General features: G+C 59.4%; 21 protein-coding genes and 1 other annotated feature. Of the genes, 14 read left to right on the top strand and 7 right to left on the bottom strand.

The features are described from left to right. Nucleotides 1–3 precede the first annotated feature (3 nt). Genes A6764_RS17560 through A6764_RS17550 form a run of 3 tightly spaced genes read right to left on the bottom strand, consistent with a single transcriptional unit; the run spans nt 4 to nt 2,526 of the window. Complete coding sequence (locus A6764_RS17560; protein ID WP_065068031.1) at nt 4–666, bottom strand: ABC transporter permease; 663 nt, start codon at nt 664–666, stop codon at nt 4–6. Between the two features lie 11 nt (nt 667–677). Further along, entirely contained in the window at nt 678–1,562 is an 885-nt protein-coding gene (locus A6764_RS17555; RefSeq protein WP_065068032.1) for an ABC transporter substrate-binding protein, read from the bottom strand. A gap of 31 nt (nt 1,563–1,593) precedes the next feature. Further along, nucleotides 1,594–2,526, bottom strand: a complete 933-nt coding sequence (locus A6764_RS17550) for a substrate-binding domain-containing protein (protein ID WP_029097666.1) — start codon at nt 2,524–2,526, stop codon at nt 1,594–1,596. Nucleotides 2,527–2,757: 231 nt separating this feature from the next. On the opposite strand from A6764_RS17550, the gene A6764_RS17545 reads away from it, so the two are divergent. Continuing rightward, nucleotides 2,758–4,566 (top strand): aldehyde ferredoxin oxidoreductase family protein, encoded by a 1,809-nt coding sequence (locus A6764_RS17545; RefSeq protein WP_029097665.1) that lies wholly within the window; start codon nt 2,758–2,760, stop codon nt 4,564–4,566. Nucleotides 4,567–4,762: 196 nt separating this feature from the next. Here A6764_RS17545 and A6764_RS17540 read toward each other — a convergent pair whose 3' ends face one another. Together A6764_RS17540 and A6764_RS17535 are read right to left on the bottom strand one after the other, a co-directional pair. Next, nucleotides 4,763–5,044: a MoaD-like domain-containing protein gene (locus tag A6764_RS17540; protein WP_065068033.1), complete on the bottom strand. Its 282-nt coding sequence runs from the start codon at nt 5,042–5,044 to the stop codon at nt 4,763–4,765. Nucleotide 5,045: 1 nt separating this feature from the next. After that, nucleotides 5,046–5,321: a ubiquitin-like small modifier protein 1 gene (locus tag A6764_RS17535; protein ID WP_065068034.1), complete on the bottom strand. Its 276-nt coding sequence runs from the start codon at nt 5,319–5,321 to the stop codon at nt 5,046–5,048. Between the two features lie 84 nt (nt 5,322–5,405). On the opposite strand from A6764_RS17535, the gene glp reads away from it, so the two are divergent. From glp to moaA, 3 genes are read left to right on the top strand one after another with little or no spacing between them, the layout of a single operon-like run. Further along, entirely contained in the window at nt 5,406–6,638 is a 1,233-nt protein-coding gene (gene glp, locus A6764_RS17530; protein ID WP_065068035.1) for a molybdopterin molybdotransferase MoeA, read from the top strand. Between the two features lie 45 nt (nt 6,639–6,683). Next, nucleotides 6,684–8,606, top strand: coding sequence for a molybdopterin biosynthesis protein (locus A6764_RS17525; RefSeq protein ID WP_065068036.1), 1,923 nt, complete (start codon nt 6,684–6,686; stop codon nt 8,604–8,606). 48 nt (nt 8,607–8,654) lie between these two features. Then, nucleotides 8,655–9,674, top strand: a complete 1,020-nt coding sequence (gene moaA, locus A6764_RS17520) for a GTP 3',8-cyclase MoaA (RefSeq protein WP_035300535.1) — start codon at nt 8,655–8,657, stop codon at nt 9,672–9,674. Between the two features lie 77 nt (nt 9,675–9,751). On the opposite strand, the gene A6764_RS17515 is transcribed toward moaA, so the two are convergent. Further along, complete coding sequence (locus A6764_RS17515) at nt 9,752–10,447, bottom strand: molybdenum cofactor biosynthesis protein (protein WP_065068037.1); 696 nt, start codon at nt 10,445–10,447, stop codon at nt 9,752–9,754. A 162-nt stretch (nt 10,448–10,609) separates the two neighbouring features. After that, nucleotides 10,610–10,760 (top strand) — a sequence feature (ribosomal protein L20 leader region). 17 nt (nt 10,761–10,777) lie between these two features. Here A6764_RS17515 and infC point away from each other — a divergent pair. From infC to A6764_RS17490, 5 genes are all read left to right on the top strand, one after another. Next, nucleotides 10,778–11,305, top strand: a complete 528-nt coding sequence (infC, locus tag A6764_RS17510) for a translation initiation factor IF-3 (RefSeq protein ID WP_081656421.1) — start codon at nt 10,778–10,780, stop codon at nt 11,303–11,305. 29 nt (nt 11,306–11,334) lie between these two features. Then, nucleotides 11,335–11,532 carry a 50S ribosomal protein L35 gene (gene rpmI / locus A6764_RS17505; protein ID WP_029097657.1) on the top strand — a complete coding sequence of 66 codons (198 nt, stop codon included), beginning with the start codon at nt 11,335–11,337 and terminating at the stop codon, nt 11,530–11,532. A gap of 97 nt (nt 11,533–11,629) precedes the next feature. After that, nucleotides 11,630–11,989 carry a 50S ribosomal protein L20 gene (gene rplT / locus A6764_RS17500; RefSeq protein WP_029097656.1) on the top strand — a complete coding sequence of 120 codons (360 nt, stop codon included), beginning with the start codon at nt 11,630–11,632 and terminating at the stop codon, nt 11,987–11,989. A 103-nt stretch (nt 11,990–12,092) separates the two neighbouring features. After that, on the top strand, nt 12,093–12,401 hold the full coding sequence (locus A6764_RS17495; RefSeq protein WP_065068441.1) for a transposase: 309 nt from the start codon (nt 12,093–12,095) through the stop codon (nt 12,399–12,401). Next, entirely contained in the window at nt 12,398–13,279 is an 882-nt protein-coding gene (locus A6764_RS17490) for an IS3 family transposase (protein ID WP_264622263.1), read from the top strand. The genes A6764_RS17495 and A6764_RS17490 overlap by 4 nt, the downstream gene beginning before the upstream one ends. A 122-nt stretch (nt 13,280–13,401) precedes the next feature. Here the strand turns inward: A6764_RS17490 and A6764_RS17485 are convergent, their stop codons facing one another. After that, nucleotides 13,402–13,596 carry a putative holin-like toxin gene (locus A6764_RS17485; protein ID WP_238550895.1) on the bottom strand — a complete coding sequence of 65 codons (195 nt, stop codon included), beginning with the start codon at nt 13,594–13,596 and terminating at the stop codon, nt 13,402–13,404. A gap of 40 nt (nt 13,597–13,636) precedes the next feature. Here A6764_RS17485 and A6764_RS17480 point away from each other — a divergent pair, with 40 nt between their 5' ends. The 5 genes from A6764_RS17480 (at nt 13,637) to ilvC (ending at nt 19,559) form a co-directional block, all read left to right on the top strand. Next, complete coding sequence (locus A6764_RS17480) at nt 13,637–14,338, top strand: phosphoadenylyl-sulfate reductase (RefSeq protein ID WP_264622303.1); 702 nt, start codon at nt 13,637–13,639, stop codon at nt 14,336–14,338. Between the two features lie 20 nt (nt 14,339–14,358). Further along, nucleotides 14,359–15,525: a sulfate adenylyltransferase gene (sat, locus tag A6764_RS17475; RefSeq protein ID WP_065068047.1), complete on the top strand. Its 1,167-nt coding sequence runs from the start codon at nt 14,359–14,361 to the stop codon at nt 15,523–15,525. A 711-nt stretch (nt 15,526–16,236) separates the two neighbouring features. Next, the gene (gene ilvB / locus A6764_RS17470; protein ID WP_065068041.1) at nt 16,237–17,973 is read left to right on the top strand and encodes a biosynthetic-type acetolactate synthase large subunit; all 1,737 of its coding nucleotides are present in this window, start codon (nt 16,237–16,239) and stop codon (nt 17,971–17,973) included. Next, nucleotides 17,974–18,474, top strand: a complete 501-nt coding sequence (gene ilvN / locus A6764_RS17465; protein WP_029097650.1) for an acetolactate synthase small subunit — start codon at nt 17,974–17,976, stop codon at nt 18,472–18,474. Between the two features lie 62 nt (nt 18,475–18,536). Beyond that, entirely contained in the window at nt 18,537–19,559 is a 1,023-nt protein-coding gene (ilvC, locus tag A6764_RS17460; RefSeq protein ID WP_065068042.1) for a ketol-acid reductoisomerase, read from the top strand. Nucleotides 19,560–19,617 lie beyond the last annotated feature (58 nt).

The following is a 19,617-nucleotide window of genomic DNA, read 5'->3' as shown; positions in this document are numbered from 1 at the left end:
CTCTCATCTCCGCTTGGCTTTCCATTGGTTCAGCGCTCCCACCATCAGGAAGCTGTTAAACAGGAAGCTGACCGCCAACAGGACCAGCCCCAACTGCAGCGCGGCCGGGAAGTTGCCCATCCGCGTCTCCAGTATGATCGCCGTGGTCATCACGCGGGTGTGGTGTTCAATGTTGCCGCCGACCAGCATCACCGCGCCCACTTCGGAAATCGCCCTGCCGTAGGCCGCCGCTGCGCCCGACCAGATGCCTGTGCGCGCTTCCCTGACGATCGTCGCGATCAACTGGATGGGACTGGCGCCCAGACTTTTGGCGGTTTCTCGGTAGGCACGCTCCTTTTCCTGTACGGCCGACATGGTCAGTCCGGCCAGAATCGGCGTTACCAGGGCCACCTGCGCGATAACCATCGCCTGCGGCGTGAACAGCAGGCTGAGCGATCCGAGAGGGCCGTACCGGGAGAGCAGCAGGTAGACGATCACGCCGACCAGCACCGGGGGAAGTCCCATGCAGGTGTAGACGAGCACGACGATCAGCCGTTTCCCCGGAAAGGAATAGAGCCCCAGGAAGGCGCCGAAGGGGATGCCGATCAGCATCCCGATGGCGATTGCCGTCGTCGTCACTTTCAGGGAGAGCCAGATGATCTCCCATACGTCCGGCGAGAACAGCATGGCATGTGCTCCTATCGCTTTTTCGCGGCCGGAACGAACAGACTCTTGCCGTACGTGTCCTTGCCGAACTGGCCGATCAGTTTCTGCCCGTCATCGCCGACGAAAAATTGGATGAGCTGCATGGCTGCATCCGGTTTGGCCGTCGCTTTTACCTGGATGATGCCGTACGGGTTCAGCAGGGATTTGTCCCCCTGCATCAAGACCTGCAGGTTCAGCTTGCGGGACAGAAATGTCGCCTCGTCCGTCAGAGTGTACGCCTGTTTTTCGTCGGCCATCTGCAGGGTGGCGCCCATCCCCTGTCCGGACGAGAGGTACCAGGCGCCGTCGGGGTTGATCCCGGCTTCCTTCCAGATGCTTTTCTCCTTCTTGTCGGTGCCGGAATCGTCGCCGCGCGAGATGAACAGCGCCTGTTTTTCGGCGATGCGGGCGAACGCGTCCGCTGCCGTTTTCGCTGACGTGACGCCGGCGGGATCGCCAGCCGGCCCGACGATGAGGAACTGGTTGTACATTACGTCGTAGGCGTTGACGCCGAATCCTTTGGAGACGAATTCGTCTTCCGCACTCCGCGAGTGGACCAGGAGCACGTCGGCGTTGCCGTCTTCCCCCAGTTTGATCGCCTGGCCGGTTCCCACCGCGACCACTTTTACCTTGATGCCCGATTTGGCCTCGAAAGCGGGGATGAGCACGTCAAGCAGGCCGGAATCCTGGGTGCTGGTCGTGGTCGCCAGGACGATCTCGTTGTCCGCCGGAGCGGACTGCGGCTGTTTCGCCGCCGTCTCTGTCGAAGACGTTTGCTGCGGCGCTGCGGCCGGCTGGACGGGAGCGGCAGAACAGGCGGCGAGGAAAAGGATGAGCATGGACATGAGCAGGGGGGTAATGATGCGAATGGGCTTCATGATTTCCAACTCCTTTGCGATCAGGGAATCGTCAGAACAATCGGTCAATGGTTTGGCCGGTCCGGGAAACATCGCAGCCGCCCTGGGCCGCCACCGCTTGTTTGAAGGGGGGGTCCCGCAGAACCTCCAGCAGGATTTGAAAGCGTTCCTGTCGGAGGAGCGGAGCGGGAATCACCAGATCGTACCGTTCCTCCTGCACGGGGAAGAAATCAAGCGGAAGACCCCGGACAACGCTCTCGATCCCCAAGGCGACGTCCGCCTCTCCGCGCAAAACGGCGGATGCGGCCGCACAGTGGGTCGTCACTTCATGATCGTATCCGGGAACGCTGGCGGGAGAGACGCCCAACTGCTGCAGGTGGAAGTCGAGCAGTACACGCGTTCCGGACCCGCGCTGCCGGTTGACGATCCGATGCCGGCCGGAGAAGAATTCCTCCCAGCAGGTGATCATCCGCGGGTTGTGTTTGGGCACGATGAATCCCTGCCAGCGTCCGGCCAGGTTGATCACCGCCACCCCTTCATGGGGCATGAGACAGCGGATGTACGACAGATTGTACGCTCCCGTCGACCTGTCCAAGAGGTGGCATCCGGCCATGTCGACGCGTCCTTTGTACAGTTCGATCAATCCGTCCAAACTCCCGGAAAACGCCGGCAAGAGGGTAATCCCCCGATTGGCCAGCATCCGGGTCAAGAGATCGATGGCGGGATCGTGGCTGCCGGCGAAGTAAATGTCATTCGTCCGCGGACTGTTCCGGCGATCGGCGGCGGGAGCGAACGGCGGCGCCGCCTGCGCATCCCGCGGGCTGTGCCCGTGCAGGAAAGCGTCCAGGTCGGGGCGCGAGATTCTCAGTGCCCGTCCGATTTTGTAGGCGGGCAAATCGCCGCGTTTGATCATTTCATAGACCGTATACCTGGAGAGCTTCAGTTCTTCTGCCACCTCTTCCGGGGTCAGATACGCGTGTCTCATACCATCCCCTCTTGCGTTTTGGTTTGGTTGGTTCCCGTTTGTTTTCGTTTGGTTGGTTTGGATTGGTATAAAATTACCATACTGCACGGATCGGTGCTTGGCAACAGGAAGTGTCGAAAAATTATCAATCTTGCAGTTTTTCAGAGGAGTGCGGGAGGGAAAATCGGCATACAGGTCGAACTAGGAGCATATTGTATGAGATCCTTGTGGAAGAAAAGGGGGAAGCAACCAATGGCCTTGGGTGGGTTCAAAAACCGGGAAATGCTGGTCGACCTTTCTTCGGGCACTGTCGATTATCGGGAAATCAATGAAGAGCTGGCGAAGAAGTACGTCGGCGGACGCGGGCTGGGGGTCAAGTACGTGTTCGACAACGGTCCGGACGTAGAACCGTTTTCGGAAGAGAACATCCTTTGCCTGATGACGGGCCCGGTCACCGGTTCCCGTTCGGCGATGAGCGGCCGCTTGTGCATGGTGACCAAGTCTCCGCTGACCGGGACCGTCACGGATTCGCACATGGGCGGCTGGTCGGCTGCGCGGCTGAAATGGGCCGGCATCGACAACGTGATCTTCAGGGGCAAAAGCGACAAACCGGTCTATCTGTACGTGGAAAACGGCCAGGGAGAACTGCGCGACGCCAGCGATCTGTGGGGCAAGGGCACCCGCGCGACGGTAAAAGCGATGCAGGAGCGCTACGGCAAGGAGAACCTGAGCGTCATCTGCATCGGGCAGGCGGGCGAAAATCTGGTGCGTTTCGCCGGGTTCATCAATGAGAACGACCGCGCGGCCGGACGCGGAGGCACGGGGGCGGTCGCCGGTTACAAAAAATTGAAGGCGATCGTCATCAAGGCTGCGCAAAAAGGGAACATGCCGCAACCGGCACGGGATGAGGAGTACAAAGAGGCCAACCAGAAGGCGCTGAAGGCGATCATGGAAGGCGGCTTGACGGCGCCGAAAAAAGGCGGCCTCTCCGTCTACGGAACCAACGTGCTGACGAGCATCATCAACGAGGTGGGCGCGCTGCCGACGATGAACTCCAAGTACACGCATTGGGACGGGGCGGAAGGGCACAGCGGCGAAACGGTCAACGCCACGCTGCTGGTCGCGGACAACACCTGTCACGCCTGTCCGGTCGCCTGCAAAAAGGAAGTGGAAGTAAAGGACGGAAAGTACAAGACCCGCGTGGAAAGCTTCGAGTATGAGTCGGGCTGGGCGCTTGGCGCGAACTGCGGGCTGAGCGACGCCGCTCCGATCTCCTATCTGATCAACCTCTGCAACGAATACGGCATGGACACCATCGAGCTGGGCAACACGCTTTCCTGTATGATGGAAGCGGCGGAGCGCGGCTTGATCGAAGAAAAGGCGGACTGGGGCGACGCCGACCGCATGATCGAACTGACCGAGATGCTCGTCTTCCGCAGAGGAATCGGCGATGTGCTGGCCGAGGGGACGGCCCGGGCCGCGAAACAATTCGGCGACGAAAATCTGGCGATGTGCGTCAAAGGCCAGGCGATTCCCGCGTACGACCCGCGCGGCATCCAGGGGATTGGCCTCGGCTACGCAACCAGCAACCGCGGCGCCTGCCACCTGCGCGGCTACACGGTGGCGAGTGAAATCGCCGGCATTCCGATGCCGACCGACCGTCTGAAACCGGAAGGAAAAGGGGAACTGCTGAAAGTGTTCCAGGACCTGCTCGCCTTCTCCGACTCGATGAACATCTGCAAATTCTCCTCCTTCTCGGAAAACGCCGAGCACTATGCGGAGCAGTATTCCGCGATGACCGGCATTCCGGTGACGGCGGACGACGTCATGAAGATCGGGGAGCGAATTTACAACCTGGAGCGCTATTACAACAACCTGGCCGGCTTCAACAAGCGCGAGGACGACTACCTGCCGAAGCGTTTCACCGAAGAGCCCGCCACCGGCAACAGCGCAGGCCATGTCAGCCGCATGGACGTGATGCTGGATGAGTATTACCGGGTGCGCGGCTGGGTGGACGGTGTTGTGCCGGAAAGCAAGCTGAAGGAACTGGAGATTGTGTGAATCCATGCGCAGGACAACATGATCCATGCCGATCCCCCCAAAAAAGGTGGAAGTTGTCTTCCATCTTCAAGGCTAGGGGCCCAGCCGATTCCGGTTAGGGCCCCGCTTGGCACTGCGTTCGCTATCGCCGATCAGGTGAGGCTTTCGCCCGTCGGCTGGGTTGTGTTACCCATCGCGCGGGGGATCGTTTTCCGGCCTACCCGCCTACCCGCATGACCTTGATGCGGAAGCGGTCCATCAGGCGGTTCAGCGTGTGATCGTCGTCGGCATGGAAGCGGATGAACACGGCGTTGACGTGAAAGCGGGAGGTGATCCGAACGGATTCCTCCCGCAGCACCTCCGCCTGCCAGCCTTGCCCCCGAACGGTGATCGGCAGCGTTTCATCCGGCGGCGGGTCGCCTCCGCATTCGACCAGATAGGCAACCAGATGGGACAGAGGGATGCCGCGCAGCTCGAGTTCGAGAACGTGTTCGGCCATCTCAGCCTCCTGCCACCGGCGGGAACAGCGCAAACTGGTCTTCTTCCCGCACGCGGGTCTCCAGTCCGTCCGCATGGATGATGTTGCACCCGTTGATGAAGACGTGGACAAACGGTTTGAGTGTTCGCTCCGGTGTGAACACTTCCTCTTCCAGCGCAGGATACATCCGAATCAGGCTTTCCAGAATATCGATCACCCGGCTGCCGTTGTCCGCAGGCACTTCCACCGTTTTGGCCTGGCAAATCTCGCGGAAATTGGCGAATACCTTTACTTTCATCCAGGACATTTCTCCCTTTTCGTTTTACCCTTTATTATAATGAATTTTTCGACGAATCCAAACAACCATCCTATGGAGGCGCTGATGAAGTTCTTCAACGTGAAAACCGTGACCGAGACATTGGCCGTGATTGCAGAAGAGTTCCGCCCTGTCCGGCTTCCGGTGGAGGTGCCGCTGGCTGAGGCGCTGGGGATGGTGCTGGCGGAAGACGTGATTTCCGGCGAACAGGTGCCCCACTTTGCCCGTTCGACGGTGGACGGATACGCCGTCAGGGCCAAGGATACGTTTGGCGCTTCCGATTCGCTTCCCGCGTTTCTTACGATTACCGGACAGATTGACATGGGCCGGGCCGCAGACCTGTACCTGCACGAAGGACAGGCCCAGGCCATCCCGACCGGCGGGATGCTTCCCGACGGGGCGGACAGCGTGGTCATGATGGAGCACGTGGAGGAAGTGGGGGATTTGCTCAACGTGTACCGGCAGGTGGCTCCGGGCGAAAATGTCGTTCGCGCCGGCGACGACGTGGAGATCGGGGAGACGGTCATGGCGGCGGGGCACCGCTTGCGCCCGCAGGATCTGGGCGTGCTAGCTGCCATCGGCAGAACCAGCGTCAGGGTGTACCCGCGTCCGATCGTCGGCATCCTATCCACCGGTGACGAGGTGGTTCCCGCCGACAAACGGGAACTCGCTCCCGGCGAGGTACGCGACATCAACAGCGTCACCGTCGGCGCGGCAGCCAGACAGCACGGAGCGGACGTGATCTTTGGTGGCATTGTCAAGGACGACTGCGACGCGTTCCTGGCAAAAGCCGAGAAATTGTACCGGCAGGTGGATTTCCTTATCCTGTCCGGCGGCAGTTCCGTCGGGACGCGCGACTTTACCGTGCAGGTGATGCAGTCGCTGGGAGAGCCGGGGGTGTTGGTGCACGGGGTCTCCATCAAGCCGGGGAAGCCGACGATTCTGGCCAGGGCCGGGGAGAAGCCGCTGCTCGGGCTGCCCGGCCACCCGGTGTCCGCGCTGATCATTTTCCATCTGTTCGCGGTGCCGATCCTTCACCGCCTGCAGGGGATGCGACCGTCAGCGTCTGACAAGCGGCTGCCCGCCCGCATCTCCCGCAACATCCCCTCTGCCGTGGGGCGTTCCGATTACGTCCGGGTCAAACTGGAAGAGCGCAGCGACGGGTTGTGGGCCGTGCCGGTGTTTGGCAAATCGGGCCTGATTTCCACGCTGGCAAAAAGCGACGGCATAGTGGAGATCGCGGCGAACAAAGAAGGGATCCTGGAAGGCGAAGTCGTCAGCGTTTACGTGTTTCCCTAACCGCGGGTCGATGGAAAACCCACGAGTGATGACAGGAGGAGAACCATGCGCAAGATCTACTTGGAAGATACGCCGCTCCAGGAAGCGCAAGAGCAGCTAGTGAAACGAGTCCGCTTTTCGCCGGAAGTGGAGGTCATCCCGACGCCGCAGGCGCTGGGCCGTGTCACCGCGCAGCCGATCTACGCGAACGTGTCGATGCCGAACTACCATGCCTCGGCCATGGACGGCATCGCGGTGAAGGCGGAAAAAACGTATGGCGCCGACGAGCAGCATCCCGTCAGATTGAAGCGGGGAGAGGATTATGTCGTGGTGGACACCGGCGATCCCATCCCGGACGGGTATGACGCCGTCATCATGATTGAGAATATCCACCAGATCGACGAAGAGACCGTCGAGATTCTGGAACCGGCCGCTCCTTGGCAGCACATCCGGCCGATCGGCGAAGATGTCGTCGTCGGGGAGGTGATTGTTCCCGACCGGTACAAGCTGCGCCCGGTTGACCTGGGAGCGCTCCTGGCCGGCGGCAACGTGACCGTACCCGTGCTGCGCAAACCGCGGGTGGCGATCATCCCGACCGGAACCGAGCTGATACCGCCCGCCGAGCATGTGACCGAAGGGGAAATCATCGAGTTCAACGGAACGGTTTTTGCCGCGTATCTGCAGGAATGGGGGGCGGAACCGGTGTATTGCGGCATTGTTCCGGACGACTACGGCTTGATCAAGGAAGCCGTGCAGGCGGCCGTGCGGGATGCAGACATCGTGCTGGTGAACGCCGGCTCCTCGGCCGGACGGGAGGACTTCACCGTCCATGTGCTGGAAGAACTGGGCGAAGTGCTGACGCATGGCGTGGCGACCCGCCCCGGAAAGCCGGTGGTGGTCGGCATCGTCGAGGGAAAACCGGTCATCGGGCTGCCCGGCTACCCGGTGTCCGCCTACTTGAATCTGGAATGGTTTGCCCGGCTGCTGGTCCATCATTACTATGGCCTGACCGAACCGCAGCGTCAGCGGATCAAGGCGACGGTTGGGCGGCGGATCGTCTCCGTCATGGGGGCGGAGGATTTCATTCGCGTGACGATCGGCTGCATCGACGGGCAGTACATCGCCAATCCGCTGACCCGCTCCGCAGGCGTCACCATGTCGATGGTGCGCGCCGACGGTCTTTTGCGCATCCCGCCCGGTCACCTCGGGTACGAGCAGGGCGAGATCGCGGAAGTGGAGCTGTACCGCCCGCTGGAGCAGATTCACAACACGATCGTGGCGACCGGCAGTCACGACCTGTCGATGGACGTACTCCATTCTCTCGTGCGCAAAGCCAATCCCCGCCGCTTCCTCGTCTCGTCCCATGTGGGCAGCATGGGCGGCATTCTCGCCATCCAGAAAGGGGAGGCGCACATCGCGGGGGTCCACCTGTTTGACGAAGCGACCGGCAGTTACAATCTGCCCTTTGTAGAAAAATTTTTGCGCGGCCGCGACATTGTCCTGGTACAATTGGTGTACCGCCAACAAGGATGGATCGTGAAACAGGGTAATCCGCTCGGGATCGGGACCGTACGCGATCTGGCCCGTCCTGGCATAACCTATATCAACCGCCAGCGGGGCGCCGGAACGCGGCTTTTGTTCGATTACCTGCTGAAACAGGAAGGGATCGACCGGGAGCAGATCTACGGCTACTCGCGGGAAGCGGTCTCCCATTTGAGCGTGGCCGCTGCCGTTGCCGGAGGGACGGCCGATGTCGGCCTCGGCATCTATTCGGCGGCGACGGCGATGGGCCTTGATTTTATTCCGGTGGCGGAGGAGCGCTACGACCTGTTGATGAGCGGGGCGTTTTACTGGAGCAGCGAAGGGCAGGAACTGCTGGAATGCATCCGGTCCCCGGAGTTTGCCCGCCAGGTGGAAGCGCTGGGCGGGTACAGCTGCCGCGATGCGGGAAGGATCGTGTATGCACCCCGTTCATCGTCCCGCGCTTGATCTTTGGCAGGCCGCAGGTCTAGTATGGAAGCAGGAGAGTGATCAGAAATGCCTGAACAAGTGTTGGATTCACGAAAACGTCCTCTCCGAGATTTGCGTATTTCCGTGACGGACAAGTGCAATTTTCGCTGTCGATACTGCATGCCTGCCGAAATTTTCGGCCCGGATTACCCGTTTTTGCCGCAGCACAAGCTGCTGACGTTCGAAGAGATCACGCGTCTGATCGGCATCTTCACGTCGCTCGGGGTGGAAAAAATCCGCATCACCGGCGGTGAGCCGCTGATGCGAAACAACCTGCCCGATCTGATCAGGATGATTCGCCAGGTGGAAGGCGTGCGCGACATCGCGATGACCACCAACGGTTCGCTCCTGGCCAAACACGCCAAGGCGCTGAAGGAGGCGGGATTGGACAGGGTGACCGTCAGCCTGGACAGCCTGGATGACGAGCGGTTCGGCTGGATCAACGGCAGAGGATATCGGGTGCAGGACATCCTGCGCGGCATCGATGCGGCGGCAGAAGCGGGTCTTCTGGTCAAAATCAACATGGTGGTGCAGCGCGGCGTCAACGACCAGGACATCCTTCCGATGGCCCGTTATTTCCGCGAAAAAGGGCACATCCTGCGCTTTATCGAGTTCATGGATGTGGGCAACAGCAACGGCTGGAAACTGGATCAGGTGGTACCCTCCAGCGAGATTGTGCGGATGATCCACGCGGAGATGCCGCTTGTGCCGATCGAGCCCAATTACTTCGGAGAGGTGGCTTCGCGCTACCGGTATGCGGGTACGAATCAAGAGATCGGCTTGATCTCCTCCGTAACGCAGGCCTTCTGTTCCACCTGTACGCGCGCCCGGCTGTCGGCGGAAGGGAAAATGTACAACTGTCTGTTCGCTTCGTCCGGGGAAGATTTGCGCGGCCCGCTGCGGGAGGGAAAAAGCGACGAGGAGATTCGGGACATCATCCAATCGATCTGGGCCCGCCGCGACGACCGCTACTCGGAGGAGCGGTTGAAGCACACGCCGGGCCTGCCCAAACGGCCCAAAGTGGAGATGTCGCACATCGGCGGGTAAGCATGACAAAACGAGCGGTCCCCACTTCCGCATGCGCGGAGGGCGACCGCTTTTGCATTCGTCAGCTTTTGCATTCGTCAGTCTTCGGGGCGGGAGAGCGGGTTCCACGGCCCCTGCTGGTGGCCTTTCCACTCGCTGCCGTCTTCCCAGATTTCCTTTTTCCAGATCGGCACGATTTGTTTCAGCCTCTCGATCGCATAGCGTCCCGCTTCGAACGATTCGCTGCGGTGCGGCGTGGCGACCGCGATGATCACGGCGATGTCCTCAATGGCGAGATCGCCGATGCGGTGGTGCATGGCCACTTCCGCCTGCGGCCAGCGCTGCTTGATTTCGTCGGCGATCTGCTTCATTTTTTGGATCGCCATCGGCACGTACGCTTCGTAGGTGAGCGAGACCGTTCGCTGGCCGTGTGTAAATTCTCGTACTGTTCCGACAAATGTGAGCACGGCGCCTGCCCGGGGGTTGGAGACCAGCCGGATGACGGCATCTGCTGACAAGGGCTGATCGGTGATGCGAAACCGTCCGTCTTCGCCGCCGCTGACCGGGGGCAGGATCGCGATTTCGTCGCCAGGGCCGATCGGCGTCTCGGCGTTCGCATACTCCTGGTTGACGGAAATGAAGCAGCGGGGAAGCAGGTCGGCCAACTCGGGATGAAGCCTGCCGACTTCCGCAAGCAGGGTTTGTACGGTGGCCGGTTCGGGGAGAGGGACGAGCGCTTCGTGCCGGTTGGCCCGTTCCGCAAGCGCGGCGAACAAGAGAACCTTTACATGCATCTGCATTCTCCTTTGCGTATGGGGGTATACCATGACAATATCACAAGAATGCTGTCCGGGACAGGGGGCGGCCTGTCAACTGCTGCGCTACCTGTCATGAAATCCTTGACAAGATCGAATCTGCACGGTATGATTGATCCAGTGTAAAAACTTCATTCTTCGAGAAACAAGCAGAAGCGCCCAGCTTCTCACCTGGTTCGACGTCTTCACGACTGTTGACAGGTCACTCTTACGCAAAAGCAAACTGTGGATCTGTTGAATTTGCTAGGTGAGATATGTGCGGGCGCGTCAGCGTTCGCACATTTTTGTTCCTTCTCGAAATTGACGGAGGTGGCAAGTATTAGCAAGGATCAACTGTTAGTCAACGAAGCGATTCGTGCCCGTGAAGTCCGCTTGATCGGACCGGACGGAAACCAGTTGGGTGTCGTGCCCCTCAGGGAAGCGCTGCGCATTGCGCAGGAAGCCGATTTGGATCTGGTGAACGTCGCTCCTACAGCCAAGCCGCCTGTTTGCCGTATCATGGACTACGGCAAGTTCAAGTACGAGCAGGCGAAAAAGGAAAAGGAAGCGCGCCGCAACCAGAAGATCATCGAGCTGAAGGAAGTGCGCTTTTCTTCCAACATTGAGGAACACGATTTTCAAACGAAGCTTCGCAACGTCCGCAAGTTTTTGGAGGATCATCACAAGGTGAAGTGCTCCATCCGTTTCCGCGGACGTGAAATCACCCACTCCGAAATCGGTCAACAGGTCCTGGAGCGTGTCGCATCCCTTTGCGAGGACATCGCCGTCGCAGAGCGTAAGCCGAAGATCGAAGGGCGCAGCATGATCATGATTCTGGCGCCGAAATCGGATAAGTAAACAGCGTTTAGGACAGGAGGATTTCTACCATGCCGAAAATGAAAACCCATAAAGGCGCAGCGAAGCGCTTCAAAAAAACCGGTAGCGGAAAGCTGAAGCGTGACCACGCCTACACCAGCCACTTGTTCGCCAACAAATCCACCAAGGCGAAACGCCATCTGCGCAAAGGCGCTCTGGTGTCCAAAGGCGACCAAAAACGTATCGAACAGCTCGTTACGTACCTGTAAGATTGTTTCGCACTACCACACACTATTACGCAGCATGCGCTCCCTAAGCGCCTCGTAAGCGGGGCCGCCATGCTGGAATGACCAGGAGGAATTACGTATGCCAAGAGTAAAAGGTGGCATTGTTACACGCCGTCGTCACAAGAAAATCCTGAAACTGGCGAAAGGATACTTCGGTTCCAAACACCGCCTGTTTAAATCCGCAAATGCGCAGGTAATGAAATCCCTGCTGTACGCATACCGTGACCGCCGTCAGAAAAAGCGCGACTTCCGCAAACTGTGGATCACCCGTATCAACGCGCAAGCTCGCCTGAACGGCCTGTCCTACAGCCGTCTCATGCACGGCCTGAAGGTAGCCGGCGTGGAAGTAAACCGCAAAATGCTGGCTGACCTGGCGGTAAACGACAAGGCTGCGTTCAACGATCTGGCAGCTCTGGCAAAAAGCAAACTGAACGCGTAAGCTTTCCGCTGCGCACAAAAAAGCATCCGAGCATTTGGTATTATCCCCTTTGAGTAGACAGTAAAAAGCAAGTCCCTTACTGTTAACTCGGAGGGGATTTTCTATGGGGAAAATACGCAAGACGTATCCAATTGAAATAAAGAGAAAAGCGGTACATTTATACCTTGATGGCGACAAAAGTTATAAAACCATCGCAAAGGAACTTGGCATCTCAGATAAAAACATTGTGATGAGATGGGTCAAGCATTTTGAGAATGAAGGGATGAAGGGACTCGAAGAAAAACGAGGGAAAGCGGTTGGACCGAGGAAAGGAAGGCCGAGAAAATGTCTTTTCACCCTAGAAGAGGAAAACTTGAGATTGCGAGCTGAGAATGAATATCTAAAAAAGTGGCTCGGACTCGAAAGGCGGTGAAGAAGCAAAAAGAACAATCAAAATCTTACTCCATCATCCATGAAATGATGGGAACATACTCCGTTTCCTTGCTGTGCTCGGTATCCGGTGTATCACGGAGTGGCTTTTACAAGTGGGTAAAACAGCAGCAGAATCCGTCTCGAAAAATGGTGGAAGACGAGAAATTGAAAGAAATGATTAGGGAATGCCATCAAGAAGTAAACGGCATTTACGGGTACCCGCGAGTAACGGTTTGGCTAACTCAAAGATATGGTATACACGTAAATCGTAAGCGTGTGTATCGACTCATGAAGGAAATGGGGATCCAGGCACGTATTCGCAGGAAACGGAAATTCTTTGGCCGCAAAGAGCAAGTTGTCATTTCCGAAAACAAACTGAACCGTGATTTTATCGCTTCCCGTCCTAACGAAAAATGGGTTACAGATATTACCTATCTGATCTTCAATGGACGTCGACTCTATCTCTCCGTCATTTACGACCTTTTCAACAACGAAGTCGTCGCCTACAGGATAAGTAAACGGAATGACATACGGCTTGTCATGGACACGGTAAAGGCAGCCATAAAAAAAGGAGATGTGAGTGGAGTCCTGTTGCATAGCGACCAAGGATTCCAGTACACATCCCGACAATATCATAACCTACTCAAACAATATAACATTACCGCAAGTATGTCCAGAAAGGGAAATTGTCTGGACAACGCTTGTATGGAGAGTTTTTTCAGCCATCTGAAATCAGAATGCATGTATTTGCACAACTTCAAGACGGATGAAGAAGTACATCACGCTGTTGATCGCTATATTCGTTTTTACAATCACAAACGTTTTCAATCCCGGTTACATAACCTGAGCCCGGTACAATACCGAGCTCAGGCATCTTGAACTAGGGCTTGTTTAAAGTCTGTCTACTTGACAGGGGTAATACCAATTCGGGTGCTTTTTTTTATGCCCTGCTCGCCGCTGATACGACCTGAGACCTGGAAAAGTGCTGGCCGTGATTGGGTCTATATTCCCAAAACCATACAAACGATTTTTTCAGCCTTTTTTTGCGTCAAAGCAACGACAATCGCCACGACGAGACTCAGCAGGCCGATGATGAAACCGCCGAACTGAATCACAAGTCCGGCAGCGTTTTCACCTCGCTCATGGGTTCGGCGCTTCTTGGCGTGGACGACTCTCCACTTGCCTCGGCGGCTCATATGATGATGGGGTAACGCCTAGCAAGAAGGGAGAATCAGCATGAATCATCGCCGCAGGATTACGGATGATGAGTTGAACCTGACGGCCAGCCGATTGGAGAACGGGCGGCCCGAGGACGCTCTCGCATGGGCGGTCGAACAGTTTGGCGGCCGCGTGGCGCTGGCTTCCAGCTTCGGCGCGGAGGACGTGGTGCTGATCGACATGCTGCACAAGCTGGCGCCCGCCACCCCCGTGTTTTATCTCGATACCGGCCTTCACTTTCCGGAAACCTACGCCGTCCGCGACCGTCTCCGGGAGCGGTACGGGATCGAGTTTATCCGCGTGCTGCCGAAGCTGACGCTGGCCCAACAGGCGGAACAATACGGCGACAATCTGTGGGAGAGGGAGCCCAACCTCTGCTGCGGACTGCGCAAGGTGGAGCCGCTGGGCGGGTTTCTCGCCGGGTATGACGCCTGGATCACCGGGATTCGCCGGGAACAGGCGCCGACACGGGCCCGCGCGAAAAAGGCGGAATGGGACGAAAAGTTTCAGTTGGTCAAGGTCAATCCCCTCGCCGATTGGAGCCGCGAGCAGGTCTGGCAGTACATCCGCGAGCACGGCGTGCCGTACAACCCGCTGCACGACCGGGGTTATCCCAGCATCGGCTGCCGCGTCTGCACGCGGCCCGTCCGCCCGGGAGAGGACCCGCGTGCCGGCCGCTGGTCGGGTTTTGACAAGACGGAGTGCGGTTTGCACAAATGAATGCCAAGGGAGGAAAGACCATGACCCATACGATCCTGCCGCACGGGGGCACGCTGGTCAACCGGCTTGCGGAGAATGCCGGTCCGGCAGGCGGCGGCGAGCGGCTGCGAAGCGTCACGGTGGATCGCTGGACCTTGTCCGATCTCGATTGTTTGGCGATCGGTGCGTTTTCTCCGCTCACCGGTTTTCTCGGGGAGCGCGATTACGACGCCGTCGTGGAGACCATGCGGCTGGCCGACGGGACGGTTTGGCCGCTGCCGGTCACGCTTGCCGTGGACGAGACGGAATATGCGGATGTCCGGGAGGGAGAGCGCCTGCTCTTGCGCGGAGAAGACGGGAAGGCGTATGCCGTACTCACCGTGGAAAGCCGGTACCGGCCGGACAAACGGCGGGAGGCGGTGCGCGTCTTTGGCACCGAAGACCCGTCCCATCCCGGCGTGAACAAGCTCTTTGCAAAGCCCGCCCTCTATCTGGGCGGCCCGATCGAGCTCCTGCAGCGGCCGATCCCCCAGCGGTTTGCCGCCTATTACTGCACGCCGGCCGAGACGAGGGCCGCGTTCAAGGAAAAGGGCTGGAAGACGGTCGTCGGTTTCCAGACGCGCAACCCGGTGCACCGGGCGCATGAGTACATTCAGAAAACGGCGCTGGAAATCGTGGACGGGTTGTTCCTCCACCCGCTGATGGGGGAAACGAAGGCGGACGACGTGCCGGCCGCCGTGCGCATGGAGAGCTATCTGGTGCTGCTCCGCCATTACTATCCCCGGGAGCGCGTCTTCCTCGCCGCCTTTCCCGCCGCGATGCGCTACGCCGGTCCGCGGGAAGCGGTGTTCCACGCGCTCGTGCGCAAAAATTACGGCTGCACCCATTTCATCGTCGGCCGCGATCACGCCGGCGTGGGCAGCTTTTACGGAACTTACGACGCCCAGCACATTTTCTCCGCGTTTTCGCCGGGCGAGCTGGGCATCCAGCCGCTCTTTTTCGAGCACAGCTTTTACTGCACGGCCTGCCAGGGGATGGCCACGGCCAAGACCTGTCCGCACGGGGCGGAACGGCACGTGGCGCTGTCCGGGACCAACGTGCGGCAGATGCTGAAAAGCGGGCAGACGCCGCCGCCCGAGATTACCCGGCCCGAGGTGGCCCAAGTGCTGATCACCGGGCTGGCCGAATCGGGCCGCACCGAATCGTAAGGGCGCGGGGGCAGCCCAATCATCGAGGAAGCGGGTCCGGGGATTCCCCCCGGGCTTTTTTTGCTGATCCCGCAATCGCTCCCGTACAGCCGGGCCGCGTAAAAAGGAAACCGCACCGTGCTCATATCGGGGCTGCGTCAGAGGCAGGGTCCAGGTCGGCAAAGCGGAGACAAGGAACGGGTCCCCATGTATCCGCTTACACGAAAAAACCGCGCCGCTGCGCTGTTTTTGACTGAACATTCGTTCGGACAAAAGTCTGGCAAAATGTTTTTTATTTCGTTGACACCCCTTGGGCACGTGGCTATAATCAGACGTAACACTTTATTTTCTGATAACTTCAAAATTAGCAATATTGGCATAAACACAGGCTGTGACGAGGAAGGTGCCCGCCTCTTCTTTTACAGAGAGCCCAGGGAGCTGAGAATGGGTAAAGAAAGCGACCGCACTGCTCGCCTCCGAGCCGTCTTGCTGAACGTCGCTCCTCCGCGAGGATCAGTAGGCAGGGCCGTTTGACACCCGTTAGCGTGTTGCAGTCGATGAATGTGACTGGCTGAGATCGGCCGACCGTGAGGCGCCGATGAAGTTGGGTGGTACCGCGAACCCTTTCGCCCCAAGCAGACATGGAACCAAAACCGTGTCGGGGCGAAAGGGTTTTTCTATTAGCCAATAGGTTTTTTCAATATGGGCAGAGACATGGGAGGAGGAGAGAAAATGAGTGTTCAAATCGCCGAATTGCAGGGGAAAAGCGGCATGCCGCCGGTCCGGTTCGGTGAGGAGGTGACGGGGGCGGAGACGCTTCTGCGCTGTCTCATCCTGGAGCAGGTGGAGTACATCTTTGGCTATCCGGGCGGTGCGGTGCTGCCGATTTACGACTCCCTGTACGGCAGCTACTTCAAGCACATCCTGACCCGTCACGAGCAGGGCGCGATTCACGCGGCCGACGGGTATGCGCGGGCGACCGGAAAGCCGGGCGTCGTCATCGCCACCTCGGGCCCGGGCGCGACCAACCTGGTGACCGGCATCGCCACCGCCCAGATGGATTCCGTGCCGCTGGTCTGTATCACCGGCAACGTGCCCCAGCACCTGATCGGCACCGATGCCTTCCAGGAGGCCAACATCACGGGGATCACGATTCCGATCACCAAGCACAGCTACTTCGTTCGCGACGTCCGCGACCTGCCGCGCATCGTCAAGGAGGCGTTCTACATTGCCACGACGGGGCGGCCGGGACCGGTCCTGATCGACATCCCCAAGGATGTGAGCAACGCCAGGGCGCCGTTCACCTATCCGGAAACGGTGGAGATTCGCGGCTACCGCGCGTCCCTGGTGCCGAGCGATGAAGACGTGCACGCGTTCGTCGCGGCGATTCGGGAAGCGAAGCGCCCGGTCATTCTGGCCGGCGGCGGGATCATCTCGGCGGGAGCCGACCGGGAACTGCTCGCCTTCGCGGAAAAGACGCGGATCCCGGTGATCAACACCTTCATGGGACTGGGCGGCTTCCCGGGCGTCCACGAATTGGCGCTCGGCATGCCGGGCATGCACGGCAGCTACACCGCCAACCAGGCGCTGCTCAACGCCGACTGTGTGATCGGCCTCGGCGCACGCTTCGACGACCGGATCACGATGGGGCGCACCAAGGAGTTTGCCCCCAAGGCACGGATCGTCCACGTCGACATCGACCCGGCGGAATTGGGCAAAAACGTGGCCACGGCGGTCATGGTGGCAGGCGACGTGAAGAGCACGCTGCAAAAGGCGCTGCCGCTCGTCACCGCGTGCGACTCGGAAGCGTGGATCGCCCAGTTGAAACAGTGGCAGGAGCAGCATCCGTACCGCTACAAACACGACGATCAGGTGCTGAAGCCGCAGGCGGTCATCGAACTCTTGTACCGCTCCACCAACGGGGAAGCGATCGTCACCACCGACGTCGGCCAGCACCAGATGTGGGTGGCGCAGTACTACAAGTTCAAGCACGCCCGCTCGCTCATCTCCTCCGGCGGCCTCGGCACGATGGGCTTCGGCTTCCCGGCGGCGATCGGGGCGCAAATCGCCCATCCGGACCGCACCGTCATCGCGGTGGTGGGGGACGGCGGGTTCCAGATGACCAACCAGGAGCTGGCGATTCTCGCCCAGTACAACACGCCGGTCAAGGTGGCGATCATCAACAACCAGTGCCTCGGCATGGTGCGCCAATGGCAGGAACTGTTCTACGACAACCGCTACAGCCAGATCGACCTGACCTGCAGCCCCGACTTCGTCAAGCTGGCGGAAGCGTACGGCGTCAAAGGGCTGCGAGCTTCCACGCCGCAAGAGGCGGAAGCCGTCTGGGCGGAAGCGCTCCGGCATGACGGTCCGGTGGTCGTGGACTTCCGGGTGGCCCAGGAGGAAAACGTCTACCCGATGGTGGCGGCGGGCAGCACATTAGATCAAATGGTATTGGGGGACGAATAGATGCAGCGACATACGATTGCGGTACTCGTCAACGACTACCCCGGCGTGTTGACGCGCGTCGCCAATCTGTTTGGTCAGCGCGGCTTCAACATCGACAGCATCACGGTGGGCGCCAGCGAAGAGCCGGGCCTCTCCCGGATGATCATCACCACCGGGGGAGACGAACAGAAGATCGACCAGTTGATGAAGCAGTTGTCCAAACTGATCGACGTGATCTCCGTGACCAACCTGAGCGAGAATCCGTTCGTGTCGCGGGAGCTGGCGCTGATCAAGGTGAGCGCCACGCCGAGCCAGCTTGCGGAACTGAACGGCATCGTCGAACCGTTCCGGGCGGCGATCGTCGACGTCGGCCCCACCTCGCTGATCGTGCAGGTGACCGGCGATACGGAGAAAATCGATGCCCTGCTGGTGCTCCTGCAGAGCTACGGCGTCCTCGAACTGACGCGAACCGGCACGCTCGCGATGGCGCGCAGCGTGGTACCGTCGCCGGTGACCGTGTAAGCGGCAACGGTCAAATTCAGAATAGTGATTCCATCTAAACAATTTTTAAGGAGGCTATACACATGGTGAACATGTACTACGAAGCAGACGTAAACAAAGAGGCACTGCGAGGCAAGACCATCGCCATCATCGGCTACGGCAGCCAAGGGCACGCGCAGGCGCAGAACCTGCGCGACAGCGGCCATCAGGTGATCGTCGGCCTGCGTCCGGGCAAATCCTGGGACCAGGCGGTAAAGGACGGCTTCCAGGTGGTAACCGTGGCCGAAGCGGCCAGCCGCGCCGACGTGGTGCAAATCCTCATGCCGGATGAACGCCAGGCCCAGGTGTACCGCGACGAGATCGCACCCAACCTGAAAGCGGGGGCTACGCTCTGTTTCTCCCACGGCTTCAACATCCACTTCGGCCAGATCGTGCCGCCGGCCGACGTCGACGTGATCATGGTGGCGCCGAAGAGCCCGGGTCACCTCGTGCGCCGCGTCTTCCAGGAAGGCTTTGGCGTGCCGGGCCTGATCGCAGTCCACCAGGATGCGTCGGGCAAGGCGAAAGAGACGGCGCTGGCCTACGCGAGCGGCATCGGCTGCACCAAGGCGGGCGTGATCGAAACGACCTTCCGCGAAGAGACGGAAACCGACCTGTTCGGGGAACAGGCAGTACTCTGCGGCGGTGTCAGTGAACTGGTGAAAGCGGGCTTCGACACCCTGGTGGAAGCGGGCTACAAGCCGGAGATCGCCTACTTCGAATGTCTGCACGAGCTGAAGCTGATCGTCGACCTGATGTACGAAGGCGGCCTCGCCCGCATGCGCTACTCCATCAGCGACACCGCGGAATACGGCGACTACAGCACCGGACGCCGCATCATCACGGAAGAGACGCGAAAGGAAATGAAAAAAGTGCTCGCCGAAATCCAGGACGGCACCTTTGCCCGCAACTGGATCCTGGAGAACCAGGCAAACCGTCCGGCCTTCAACGCACGCCGCCGCCTGGAAGCGGAACACGGCATCGAACAGGTGGGCGCGAAGCTGCGCAGCATGATGTCCTGGCTGAACAACGAGACAAAAAAAGAAGAAGCGAAGGTCGGTCAGTAACAGCCTGTTGATCCGGCCGACAAATGCCCGACAACGGGGAAACCAGTGGAGGTGGAGA

The sequence above is a fragment of the Brevibacillus sp. WF146 genome (assembly GCF_001673705.2).
Classification (GTDB): domain Bacteria; phylum Bacillota; class Bacilli; order Brevibacillales; family Brevibacillaceae; genus Brevibacillus; species Brevibacillus thermoruber.
This window is presented reverse-complemented; position numbering and strand designations above follow the sequence as displayed.